The following is a 12097-nucleotide window of genomic DNA, read 5'->3' as shown; positions in this document are numbered from 1 at the left end:
GTCTTCCTTCCGGTATCTTCTCTGTCCTGTGCCTGACGGATCACTCGATCACGGTTCCCGTCATGGTAAGCACAGGGGACTGTACACCGATCGTATCCCTGCTGTACACCTGTACCCGCATGTCATAGATACGGTTGCGTCGCTCCGTCGGTGTCAGACCGCCGTCCGCACCCATAATATCCTTCGCCACGTCTCCGGTAGCATTTCCTGCCGCACCGGACACGCTGAGATCATTGAAAATGTATTCCGTATTGCTTCGCTTCACCAGATTCGTCCGCAGTCTACAGGCGGAATCAATGCTGGCTCCCGCAGAGGACATCCAGCCCGGCCAGGTCTCCCGCAGTTCAAATGCCGCTTTGTAATTGTTGTCCCAGGAGGAATACGGGTTAAAGCCGGTACTCTCATCCGCAAAACTGTCTATTCTCTCCGCTGACGGAGTCTGCTCCACCAGGAACAGATTCGTCTGTACATTCTTCGGGTTGTTCACGATCACTTTATCGACTGCAGAAGTCACTATGCTCTGGGTAGCCTCCACTCTGGGCTGCAGGCACACAATAATATTGGCCAGCTGGGAAATGATCTCCTCACTGTCCACCGGGTTCCCACTCTCCTTCTGTTTCTTAAGTTCCGCCGCTTTGGCTCTTACCGCCTCTTCGTTGGAAAAGATCACATAATCCGTACCGTTCTGGGGGTAGTCTCCGCTGATGCCTGTAAGGATGGCGGAATTGCAATGATAGACTGTGGAGGCCGTCACCAGATACACATCTGTCTCTACGTTCTCTCCGTCTCCCAGATCCAGCAAAATACGGCTGCTGTCTATGGATATTTCGATGGTCTTGGTAGTATTCCTGGCAATCTCCATAACGTCTCTGCCGCCGGAATACGCTTCAAAATAACCGTAAGCCTCCTGTGCTGCATCTTCGGATTCGGAGTATACCGCATTCAGATTGCCTGCCAGGTTCTGGATATTTACAATATCCTTCTCATTCAGTGCCGTGTAACCGTTAGGATCCAGCGTTACTACCACATCATAGGTGCCCGAAGTCGTCTTCTCATCCCGGAAGGTATATTGCCAGATGCCATCTTCTGCTGCGCCGTCTCCGTCCACATCCAGAGAAGCATCCTTCTGCACGCTGTTAGTAAAGCCGGTAGGGGTTGCCGCCTCATAGGTGTCTGCCATCTCCTCCAGTGTATGTGCTTCGAACTGCTCCATGACATCCTCTGCGATGGCCGTGGCATGCATGGTGTTGCGGGACTTGGCATTGGTTCTGGCAGAAGTCACAAAGCTGTGCAAAAGCGGCACAACGATGATCGACAGGATCACGATGGCGATCAGCAGCTCGATCAGAGAAAAGCCTTCGTTATTCAGTTGTCTTCTCTCCGTGCGCTTCTGCATGTGAGGCATCCTCCCTGCTCTGACTAATACCGTTTTCTCCGCACTCCGTGCTCCCGAAACCGGACAACCATTCGCACTCCGGACTATCGTCCTCCCTGCTCATGGTTGTTTGATTTGCTAATCATAGCAGTATCCTGCCTGCAAGCAGTCGTATACTGCTATGATTGCAAATCTATTATTCCACGTTTCCGAAAATAGTGTCTACGCCCATCTGCATATCCGGGATGTAAGGTGAACTGTATACCTTATCGGTTCCCAGCAGATAATAGGTGTTCATGGTCATGTTGCCGGTGAGCATTCCGTCGGTCTCGTTGTAGCTGATGCTGACGCCCTGGATGCTCTCACGTTCCTGCTGATTGTAGATGTATCTTACCAGTCCCTTGAAATCGTCATAGGTGCAGGAAATGCTGATGCTCAGGGGTACCTCATACATATGGGTATCTGCATAAGCAGTACCGTCCGTAGATACCGGACTTGCTGCCGTCGTTGCGGCAGCTGCTGTGGTATCTGCCGCAACATCGGCTGCTGCTACATCCGTGGCAGCTGTTGCATCCGCAGTCGTCGTTGCCGCATCCGCTGCAGGAGTATACACCACCTCTGCTTCGGAACCGAATGCAATATTTGCCACCTCGGTACGAGTATAATCTTCCAATGTCTTTACCATCATAATGCTGTCTTCCGGTAAGATATCTGCCGGGAAACGGTTCTCAAAATTCGTGATATAGGACTGCATCTTCCCGGTAGCCTCAATGTAGTCCGCCTTGCGCTGGTCTAAGGCTTCCAGCGTTGCCACCTGGGATGATAACGTTACATTCTGTGCCTCAAGGGCATCTGATTTTTCATTAAAACTGGAATATACCAGAAAATAAGTACACACAGCAATAAGAACACCGATCACTGCGATCAAAAGCTGAATTTCACTCTTTTTAACCTTCATCTTCCGCTGCCTCCTACTGTGCTGTCTGGGTGTCGGCCTGTGCCTCACCGCTCTCTTCGGTCTCATCCGTCAGCTCCTTATAGCTTCCGGTAATGGAAAAAGTCACTATGGACGTGCCGGTCTCATCCTTGCTGTCCGTAATATTGCTGATCTCTACATCATCAATGCTCTGCATGTTGCGGATATTCAGAATCGTACGGGCTGCCGCTGCTTTCCCTTCCACCGTCACTGACATGCTGATGCCGGTCTGGTCGGAACTGAAGCTGTTGGTATAGAAGCTGTCCGGCAGGATCTGTTCCAGTTCATTGATGAACTCCACCAGATTCTCATTGGGAGTCTGGGTATAAGCATATAAATATGTGTATTTATCATACTGGGCTTCTGCCGCCAGATAATCGTTGTATACTGCCTGTGCCGGCTGCAGCTCCTGTACCCGGTTCTGCAAATACACATTCTGCGCCACATTTCCCAGATATCTGGTCACAGAGGTGGCTGCCATGGCGATGGACAGGATCACTCCCAACACCAGTACCGCCACACTGACGAAGGTATAATTCGTGCCGCTGACCACGGTCAGTCCCTTGGACTTCTGGGTGCTCTTGTCGATCAGTCCCACAGGGGCGAGCACCGCACCCAGACAGGAAATATAGGCTGCGGGTCTGGTGGAACGGATGGCCTTGCTCATGCCGATCTTGTCATCCATCTCGGACAGGGTATGTACCTTGCGCTCCAGACAGTTGGTGAACAGCTTGCTCATGCCGCTGAAGCTGCCGCCCAGACCGGTAACATAGGACTTTTCAATGGGATTTTCACTGTTCCTGGAATCATAGAAGTCAATGACACGGCTCACACCCACGATCAGAGGCTCCAGGGAAGCGGTGATCTTCTGTCTTGCTGCTGTGACCTCCACATTACCGGCATCCTCATCTTCCCAGCGTCCGGCATTTTCTTCCCAGACTTTGTCTCCCGGATGGAGCACTCTATTCAGACATGTTTTCTTCTGGAAACGTTCTACCGCACTCATGGGATCGTTCACGGCATAGGCTCCGGAAGCGATCATAGTATCAATAGCATCCTGCACACCGTAAGCCACCGTTCTCTGTAATAACACCTTACCGGCGGAAAGCACGGTCACAATGGTGCTGTTCTCATCGATTTTGATGACCATAGTAACTTTTTCGGACTTCTCATCGCGGAGAATCTGGTATAAGCTGTTGCTGCTGTAGTCGAAGCACTCCACCTCCCAGCCGCACATCTGCGCCAGCTGATAATAGCTGTTTAAAAGAGCCTTGGGTACGGCCAGAGCCATGACACGAAGCTTGCCATTCTCTGCCAGACCGCCTGCCAGATAATGTCCGATCTCATATTGGGTCAGATCCACCGGGAAATAGTCACTGGCATTGGTCTTCACCAGTGCCTCGATCTTGTTCGCCTTGACATTGGGAATCTGTACCTCACGGCTTGCCACTCTGGTAGAAGAAATGGTAAACAGCACTTTCTTCGTACGGATGCCGTTCGTTCCCAGTGCATTCACCAGATGGTCTGCGTACTCCTGTGTGGGCTGCAACATACCATCTACCACAATGCCTTCCGGTGTCTCCACCGTCAATACCTTGTAGACCTTCGGCTTCTTCACCTTATAGTCCATCTCGCAGATCTTCGTAAAAGAGTTGCCGATCTCAATACTCAATACGCGATTGTTCATTGCCATATTTCTACCCTTCCTCTTCCCGGTATTTATTGTATTTCAAAAGCCTTCCGCCATCGCGGAATCTTTGAAGAACTTTCTGAAATCATGTTCGAAATGCGGATATCTTTTATAAGTAAAAATGCAGATACCACTGTAAGAATTCATTTCCCCAGAGGACGGCGATTGCCACCCCTGCAGAAAGATACGGTCCCATGGCGAGGACATGTCCTTCGCCGCTTACTTTCATACGGATCAGATGGATCACGGAACCAATGATACATCCCAGTAAAAATGCAAAAATGATCAATTTCCAGCCGAGCAACAGTCCGCAGACCGCCATCAGCTTCACATCACCGCCGCCAATGGCTCTGCCACCGGTAGCGTAATACAGAATAAGTAAAAATACACTGACACACAGGAAGCCGATCAGGAAATCCAACCACTGTGTATAGTGGAAGGCTCCATGGATCAGCCCCAGTGTCAGTAAAAAAACGTTAAATCCCACAGGGATCTCATATGTTCTGAAATCAATCACACTTAAAGCAAGAAGTGCACTAAACAACAAGCAGTAGACTAGGGAATCCACGCTCATCCCAAATTTCCAGAATACGAGCAGGTACAGCACTCCGTTCAGTGCCTCAATGATGGGGTACTGAACGGAGATATGTGCCTTGCATTTCCGACATCTGCCTCCCAGCGCCAGGTAGCTGAACAGTGGTACGAGGTCGTACCACCGCAGCTGATAACCGCAGTTCATGCAGTGAGACCTGGTCGTTACAATATTCTCTTTTTTCGGGATACGGTAGATCAACACATTGAGGAAGCTACCAATCACTATTCCATAAAGGAAAATCACTATGTAGAGTAAAATTGTAGGGAGCATGTCAGGTGCCTTTCTCTTTATTTATTTGCATCCTGATAATGTCCACTAGATGTAGCATCAGGATAAATTTCCTTTTCAGCTCCGCTCGCACCTAATGTGATATTCTTAACGCCATCTTTATTGTAGGTTACCGTCCAAGAATAAGTGCTATCAACCTTAGAAGAAGGAATAGATGTTAAATTGTCAATTCCTGTAACAGCTCCAGGGCCTGTTAACGTTGTATCGCCGGTCGGCTTAAGCTGTCCATCTGCAATTGCCACATTTACAGCTGTTGCTATTTCCTCTGCATTCTGAATATCTGTGGAAATCTTAGAATTCTTAACATATTTCAGATACTGAGGTGCTAACACACCAATCAGAACGGCCATGATAGCAATAACGATGATCAATTCCACAAGGGAAAAACCTTTGTTTGTTAAGCTCTTCTGTTTCTTATTCATAATTACATTCTCCTTTTTATGTGTTTTTTAATTTCAGGGTAGTAAGTTTCCGCCCCATTTATTAATTATCGTTCTGTCCCTACACAGAACGGATAATCCAAAATTACAAATTGTCCAATGCTGCATACATAGATACCATAGGTGCCATACATGCTGCAATCAATCCGCCTACTACGATTGCTAATACAATAATGATCATTGGTTCTAACGCTGCCATGAAAGCCTGAATTTCCATTTCCACTTCTTCGTCATAATAGTCTGCAATCTTGTCCAACATTTCTTCCGTACTACCGGCTTCTTCCCCGATACGGATCATCTGGTATACCATAGGAGGAAACAATCCACTCTCCTGTAATGGTCTGGATAAGGGCATACCAATGGTAATTTCTTCTCTTGCATCCTGTAAGGCTTCTTTAAAGTAGATATTGTTCATAACTCCGGATACGATATCCACAGCCTCAATCAACGGAACACCTGCACCCATCAGTGTACTCAAAGTTCTTGCCATCATAGCGGCTGCCGACTTCACGGTAAGTTTTTTAAAAATCGGCAGTTTCAAAGCAATCTTGCCAAATACATGTTTTCCGGGATTCGTACCTGCAAAATATTTAATTCCAATTGCCGCCGCAATAATAACCGGAATAATAATAAACCAATAATTTTGTATGCCATGGCTCATTGCCACATAAAATTTTGTGATCCACGGCAAATCCGTTCCTAAATCAGCAAACATATCCTCGTAGGATGGAATAACCTTTACTAACATTACAATCGTTACAATGACAGCCACAATACATACCACAATCGGATAAATCATTGCCTTTTTCAGCATTGCCTGTGTCTTGCTGTTTTTTTCCAGCTGCACCGCCACTCGATCGAGTGCCGTTTCCAGACTACCGGATGCTTCACCCGCAGCCACCATGTTCACCATGATCGCCGGGAACACTTTCGGGTGTTCTGCCATGGAATCTGCAAGAGTCTCACCCTTTTCCACACTGATGCGGACTTCTTTCAGTGCATCCTGTAATCTCTTGTTCTCTGTCTGTTCGCAGAGCATTTTCAGGGATTCGAGGATGCTGACGCCCGCTTTGGTCATGCTGACGAACTGGCGGCACATGACGCTTAGATCCCTGGCCTTGGGCCATCCGCCGATCTGGATGTCGATGTCTTTCGTCAGGAAGCTCTGTTCTCCCAGATCGATAACGGTCAGCTCCTGCCTTCTCAGTTCTGCCATTGCCAGATCTTTGTTATCCGCTTCCAAACTTCCCTTTACTTCTTTTCCAGCCTTTGTGATGGCTTTGTAGCCATAGGTCGCCATGTGCCTTCCCTCCAATGCGTCTCTATCTTTAACTTTCTCCCCAACCATGTAAGACGGACCCCGGTCCTGAAAAGGTCCAGGTTTTTGAAAAATTTTTATAAATTTTGATAAATTTCTATAAAATATTGCGGTTTTTATAGAATTATACGTCAAATGATACCTTTACCATCTCGGAGAAGGAGGTGGTGCCGTCCAGTACGTAGTCCGTGGCACTCATACGCAGGGTATGCATTCCTTCTTTTAATGCTTCTTCTTTTAAGATATCGGCACCCTCCCGCTTGCTGATAATAGTTTTCAGCTTCGGAGTGATCTGCATGATCTCGTAGACACCGATACGGCCCTTGAAGCCGGTATTGTCGCATTTGCTGCAGCCGCAGGGCTCGTAGATGGTCACATCTTCCTCTTCTCTCATGCCCATGAACTCTTTTTCATCCTTGGTGGCCTGCTTCGGCTTTTTACAGAAAGGACAGAGTCTGCGTACCAGCCGCTGGGCGATAACGCCGATGACGGAATCTGCGATCAGGTAAGACTCGATGCCCATATCCTCCAGACGGGTGATGGTGCTGGCGGAGGAATTGGTATGCAGGGTACTTACCACCAGGTGTCCGGTGATGGACGCCTGTACGGCAATGCTGGCGGTCTCCTGGTCTCGGATCTCACCGATCATGATGATATCCGGGTCCTGTCGCAGGATGGAACGCAGTGCCGATGCGAAGGTCAGGTCTGCCTTGGTGTTGACCTGTACCTGGTTGATACCGTCAATATTGGCCTCGACAGGATCCTCGACGGTGATGATGTTCACGTCTTCTTTATTCAGTTCGCTCAGTGCGGTATACAGGGTGGTGGACTTACCACTTCCGGTAGGTCCGGTTACCAGGATGATACCGTGAGGATTTTTCAGAATGTAGTCAAACTGTTTTAATTCGTAGGGTTTGAAGCCTAACTGGCTCTTGTCGCGGTTCAGTGCACTCTTCGCGGCAAGACGCATTACGACTTTTTCCCCGTATACGGTAGGCAGGATGGATACACGGATATCGTATTCCACACGGTCTACCACCTGGGTGATACGGCCGTCCTGCGGCTTTCTCTTCTCGGAAATATCCATGCCGCCGATGATCTTGATACGGGCGATAATGGCAGACAATACATTGACACCGTATCTCGCTCTCTCATACAATGCACCGTCGATACGGTAACGGACACGGATGATGTTTTCCATAGGTTCGATATGGATATCGGATGCACGCTGGCGGACTGCTTTTTCGATCATGTCCTTGACCAGCATTACGATGGGGGAGCTGTTGATGTTCTCCTCCGTGGCGATGTCTTCCACCACATCCAGCTTTTTCTCTTTGGCGTAGGCTGCCAGTGCCTCGGTCACTTCCTCCTGACCGAAATATTTATCGATGGCCAGCATGATGCTGCGGGTGGTGGCTACTACGGGCTCTACCTGGAAGTTGGTGATGATGTTGATGTCATCGATGGCGTTGTAATCCAGGGGATCCGCCATGGCGACCATGAGAACGTTGAAGTTATTTTCTTTGTAGGCGAAGGGGAATATCTTGTTCTTCTTCAGGACGTTGACCGGTACCAGATTCAGTACTTCCTTGTCCACATTGACGCTCTGGAGATCGATCATATCCAGATCCAGCTGGCGGCTCAGTGCCTTCGCCAGATCATCCTCTGATACGATGCCTTCATCTACCAGGAATTCTCCCAGCTTCTTGCCCTGACGATTGGGGTTGTCCAGTGCCTGCTGCAACTGCTCTGCCGTGATCACCCCACTGTTTACCAATAATTCACCTAAACGGACTTTTTTTCTGCCTGTTTCCATAAACTCTCTCACCCATTGCTTTTGTCGATAATTGGAAATATGTGTGAAATTGTAGTATTTTTTGGCTACAACTCACAAATATTTTGTCTCAATACGGAAATATTATAGCATATTTTAGATTTATGTAAATTGTTTTTAGTACTTTTGTTTCAATTTCTGAGAAAAACATTTTTGTTGCTTTCTCTCATGTTACACGGTACAATTATTTCATCTTATTTTAAAAACTTCTAAATACGCCAATTCTTCGGCGAATTTTCCCAACATTTATTGACTTCACGTATTATACGTGTTACCTTAAGAAAGGAGAGATAATCCATGCATTTTCGCGAATTAGAGCGAATCATCCTTGACGATGGCTGGGTTTTGTCTGATATCAGAGGCGATATTCCTTTGCGAGTTGTTAATTCTATTTTTAAACAGGCTGGACTAAAATAATATGGAACAGCCTTTGAAAGGAGTGATCTTATGAATTATATATATCCGGCTATTTTTTACCCGGAAGCGAATGGGAAATACTCTGTCATTTTTCCCGATCTTAATGATCTCGCCACCTATGGTGACAGTCTTGCAGATGCCTTTGCCATGGCACAGGAAGCATGTGCACAATATCTGTTTACTTCTCTGAGAGACGGCGATGCTCTTCCCGCCCCTACTGCAATTAATGCAGTGAAATCAGATGATCCCACTGCATTAATAAATCTAATCTGTGTGAATTTGGATAATTATGCCCGTGCTTATGATGACAGGGCTGTTAAGAAGACACTGACTATTCCGGCGTGGTTAAACACTGCCTGTGATAATTGCGGTATCAATTATTCCAAAGTTCTAAAGGACGCTCTCATTGCCAAACTGCAACAAGTGCAAATGTGACCGTATCACAAAGTCACCGCGTATTCACTGTCGTACATTTTCTTCAGATTTTCTACGCTGTTATATTTTTCGCCGATGCAGAATTCCTTGGACCAGGTCATGTAGTAAGCCCAGGGGATTCTGCTTTTTTGCAGAAGATCCACATCTGGAAGGTATCCCACTTCTGCCAGGGCAGCCACTTTGCCACGGGAGGTGGCTGCCACCAGCTTCTCGTAGGCATCCGCATAGTCTGTGGCCTGATACTCCGGGAGGTAGACATCCATGGATACTACATCCACGTATTCATCTCCGGGGTAGGCTTTTGGTATATCGCTGTTCCATACCCAGAGAAGGTTGTGCAGGTCTTTCTCACCTGTGTAGTAATCGAACATCAGGTGATACAGGTTTCTCGCCACTTCCGGGCCCTGCGCTCCCCACCAGAACCAGGTACCGTAGGATTCATGGAACGGGCGCCAGAGAATGGGAATCCGCTCTTCCTGAAAGCGCCGCAGGATCTCCGCAATCACATCCATGTCATGATAGAATGCCGCTCTCTCTGGGGTTCCCTCTTTCAATACTTCCCTTGCATCAAAATCCGTGTGTTCGGTATAGAAGCTCTTGTCTCTGCCTTCCAGAGGCGAGAACCAGTGGAAGGTGAAGGTCAGAATGCCACCGTTACCATTTTTGCGTTGTTCTATCGCCCACTGCAGTGCCATCTCTGCGGTGCCTTTATTTTCTTCTATTTCCGTCAGACATTCCGGGGAAGCGTCTGCATAATTGATATTCGGAGAATACCCCAGTAGTTCAAAGCCACGCAGCTTTGGCTCTTTTCCGGTGGTCTGCCGGATATAAGCAATCTCCTCACAGGGGATGGTCTGGGTGTGCTGACCGGTGATGATCTGTTTACCTGCTACGGCATGTAGGTAATGCCATAATTCTACTGTTTCTTTTGTCGCCTTCGGATCTGCTGTTGTCATCTTTTCTTCCTTTTCCATTTTCATCTTCATACCCCGCCCGCAAAAGCAAGAGGGTACAAAGACTTTTATTTTGTCTCTGTACCCTCAGTTTATGACATTCTGTCACTTATCGCAAGTATTATTCCGGCTTTACCTCGTGATAATCGGCATTTGCTGTAGAACCAGTCTCTTCAGACTTTGTTTCTTTTGCAAAGCCCTTAGCCAGCATCTCATTGATGTCCAGTCCGGTAGACTCCTTGATACCATCGGTAACCTGGGTTACAGTGGTCATGATGTCCCCTGCCAGCTTGCTGGAATCGCCACCGAACATCTTGATGGAATCTACGTTCATGTAGCCCTTAGCCACAGCCTCGGCGATCTTGGGCAGCTGCTCGAAGTATACCTTCAGAGTATCTAACTCCATCTGCTGTCTTGCAGCGTCGCCGTACTGCTTCATAGCTTCTGCCTTTTTCAGGATACCGGCTGCCTCTGCCTCTGCCTTCGCCTGGATAGCTTCTGCTTCTGCTTTACCTTTGGCTGCTACGGCTGCTGCCTCTGCCAGGCCTGCTGCCTTGACTGCCTCTGCCGCCTGCTCCTTGGCGAATCTTTCTGCCTCGGATTTTGCCTTTTCTGCCTCTGCCTGTCTCTGGATCTCGAAGAGTTCGGCCTCCGCTCTCTTCTGTCTCTCATACTGCTCGGCATCTGCCTTCTGCTGTGCTGCGTATTTGTTTGCTTCTGCGGTCTTCTTGACCTCAGCTTCCAGAGCTTTCTCCTTGATGGATACTTCTCTCTCCTTTAATTCCAGTTCCTTCTCCTGACGGGCCAGGTTCGCATTCGCTGTGGTGATCTCCACGGTCTTACGCTGTTCCTCTTCCTGGATCTTATATGCTGCGTCAGCTTCTGCCTTCTTGATATCGGACTCTTTCTTCAGTTCTGCCTTCTTGATGGCCAGTTCGGTCTGCTTCTGTGCGATCTCGGTCTCTGCGATGACCTGTGCATCGTTGGCATCCTTCTGGGCCTGTGCTCTGGCGATGGCCACATCTCTGTCAGCCTGTGCCTTTGCAACGGAAGCATCCTTCTGGATCTGGGACATGTTATCCTGTCCCAAAGCAGTGATCAGGTTGTTCTCATCCTCGATCTTCTGGATGTTACAGGACTCGATCCAGATACCTAAAGCGTTCATATCCTTCTGCGCCTTTGCCTGTACCTCATCACCGAAAGTCTTACGGTCATTACACAGTTCCTTCAGGCACTGGGTACCGATGATCTCACGCATGTTACCCTGTAAGGAATCGGTCAGTGCATCGCGGATCTGATCTTCGTTCATGTTCAGGAAGTTCTTCATGGCTGCGTTAGCCATCTCGGTGGTGATTCTCTTGTTCGGATCTGAGCCTGCCACGACTTCACCCTTCGCATTTACGGTGACATCTCTCTGGGTCAGGACTCTGACCTTTGCCACGGCGTCGATATCCACACCGATGAAATCCTTGGTAGGTATATAACCGTTGGTCTTGATGTCGATACTGATCTGCTTCAGGATCAGCTCATCCTTCTTCTCCAGAAAAGGAATCTTGATGCCGGCACGTCCGATCAGGACCTTGGGCTCTCTCTTGATACCGGAAATGATGTAGGCTTTGTTCGGTGATGCCTTCACATAACCGGATGCCAGGATGGCCAGGATGGCAATGGCCAATACAATAATTGCGATAATACCAATGTTGATTTCCATATGTACTCCCTCATTCTTTCTGCTTTTGTAATATATGAAAAGCTGCTTGTATGGTATGTATTTTA

Annotated in this window: 10 protein-coding genes; 1 reads left to right on the top strand and 9 read right to left on the bottom strand. The window is 48.1% G+C overall.

The genetic code is table 11. The features are described from left to right. Nucleotides 1–40 precede the first annotated feature (40 nt). From OCV96_RS01370 to OCV96_RS01340, 7 genes are all read right to left on the bottom strand, one after another. Nucleotides 41–1396, bottom strand: a complete 1356-nt coding sequence (locus OCV96_RS01370) for a prepilin-type N-terminal cleavage/methylation domain-containing protein (RefSeq protein WP_262593294.1) — start codon at nt 1394–1396, stop codon at nt 41–43. 175 nt (nt 1397–1571) lie between these two features. Beyond that, a complete protein-coding gene (locus OCV96_RS01365) occupies nt 1572–2333 on the bottom strand; it encodes a hypothetical protein (protein ID WP_227063327.1) in 762 nt (253 codons plus the stop codon). Between the two features lie 13 nt (nt 2334–2346). Continuing rightward, nucleotides 2347–4044 carry a pilus assembly protein PilM gene (gene pilM, locus OCV96_RS01360; RefSeq protein WP_262593293.1) on the bottom strand — a complete coding sequence of 566 codons (1698 nt, stop codon included), beginning with the start codon at nt 4042–4044 and terminating at the stop codon, nt 2347–2349. Nucleotides 4045–4150: 106 nt separating this feature from the next. Then, nucleotides 4151–4906, bottom strand: coding sequence for a prepilin peptidase (locus OCV96_RS01355; RefSeq protein WP_262593292.1), 756 nt, complete (start codon nt 4904–4906; stop codon nt 4151–4153). 17 nt (nt 4907–4923) lie between these two features. Continuing rightward, nucleotides 4924–5346, bottom strand: a complete 423-nt coding sequence (locus OCV96_RS01350; RefSeq protein WP_243102619.1) for a type II secretion system protein — start codon at nt 5344–5346, stop codon at nt 4924–4926. 103 nt (nt 5347–5449) lie between these two features. Further along, nucleotides 5450–6664 carry a type II secretion system F family protein gene (locus OCV96_RS01345; RefSeq protein WP_262593291.1) on the bottom strand — a complete coding sequence of 405 codons (1215 nt, stop codon included), beginning with the start codon at nt 6662–6664 and terminating at the stop codon, nt 5450–5452. Nucleotides 6665–6806: 142 nt separating this feature from the next. Beyond that, a complete protein-coding gene (locus OCV96_RS01340) occupies nt 6807–8498 on the bottom strand; it encodes a GspE/PulE family protein (protein WP_227063317.1) in 1692 nt (563 codons plus the stop codon). A gap of 465 nt (nt 8499–8963) precedes the next feature. On the opposite strand from OCV96_RS01340, the gene OCV96_RS01335 reads away from it, so the two are divergent. Then, nucleotides 8964–9368, top strand: a complete 405-nt coding sequence (locus tag OCV96_RS01335) for a type II toxin-antitoxin system HicB family antitoxin (RefSeq protein WP_022313353.1) — start codon at nt 8964–8966, stop codon at nt 9366–9368. Nucleotides 9369–9373: 5 nt separating this feature from the next. Here OCV96_RS01335 and OCV96_RS01330 read toward each other — a convergent pair whose 3' ends face one another. Next, complete coding sequence (locus OCV96_RS01330) at nt 9374–10348, bottom strand: glycoside hydrolase family 26 protein (protein WP_262593290.1); 975 nt, start codon at nt 10346–10348, stop codon at nt 9374–9376. A gap of 94 nt (nt 10349–10442) precedes the next feature. Further along, nucleotides 10443–12032 (bottom strand): flotillin family protein, encoded by a 1590-nt coding sequence (locus OCV96_RS01325; RefSeq protein WP_262593289.1) that lies wholly within the window; start codon nt 12030–12032, stop codon nt 10443–10445. Between the last annotated feature and the right edge of the window lie 65 nt (nt 12033–12097).

It is taken from the genome of Waltera acetigignens, from assembly GCF_025567015.1.
GTDB classification, from domain to species: Bacteria; Bacillota; Clostridia; order Lachnospirales; family Lachnospiraceae; genus Acetatifactor; species Acetatifactor acetigignens.
The sequence above is the reverse complement of the archived record's forward strand: the minus strand, read 5'-3'. Positions and strand labels throughout refer to the sequence as shown.

Excerpts from the sequence above, each read along its gene's own strand:
- OCV96_RS01340 (WP_227063317.1), bottom strand. The coding sequence starts at position 8,498 with ATGGAAACAGGCAGAAAAAAAGTCCGTTTAGGTGAATTATTGGTAAAC.
- OCV96_RS01355 (WP_262593292.1), bottom strand. The coding sequence starts at position 4,906 with ATGCTCCCTACAATTTTACTCTACATAGTGATTTTCCTTTATGGAATA.
- OCV96_RS01325 (WP_262593289.1), bottom strand. The coding sequence starts at position 12,032 with ATGGAAATCAACATTGGTATTATCGCAATTATTGTATTGGCCATTGCC.
- OCV96_RS01345 (WP_262593291.1), bottom strand. The coding sequence starts at position 6,664 with ATGGCGACCTATGGCTACAAAGCCATCACAAAGGCTGGAAAAGAAGTA.
- OCV96_RS01370 (WP_262593294.1), bottom strand. The coding sequence starts at position 1,396 with ATGCAGAAGCGCACGGAGAGAAGACAACTGAATAACGAAGGCTTTTCT.
- OCV96_RS01330 (WP_262593290.1), bottom strand. The coding sequence starts at position 10,348 with ATGAAAATGGAAAAGGAAGAAAAGATGACAACAGCAGATCCGAAGGCG.
- OCV96_RS01335 (WP_022313353.1), top strand. The coding sequence starts at position 8,964 with ATGAATTATATATATCCGGCTATTTTTTACCCGGAAGCGAATGGGAAA.
- OCV96_RS01350 (WP_243102619.1), bottom strand. The coding sequence starts at position 5,346 with ATGAATAAGAAACAGAAGAGCTTAACAAACAAAGGTTTTTCCCTTGTG.
- OCV96_RS01365 (WP_227063327.1), bottom strand. The coding sequence starts at position 2,333 with ATGAAGGTTAAAAAGAGTGAAATTCAGCTTTTGATCGCAGTGATCGGT.
- pilM (WP_262593293.1), bottom strand. The coding sequence starts at position 4,044 with ATGGCAATGAACAATCGCGTATTGAGTATTGAGATCGGCAACTCTTTT.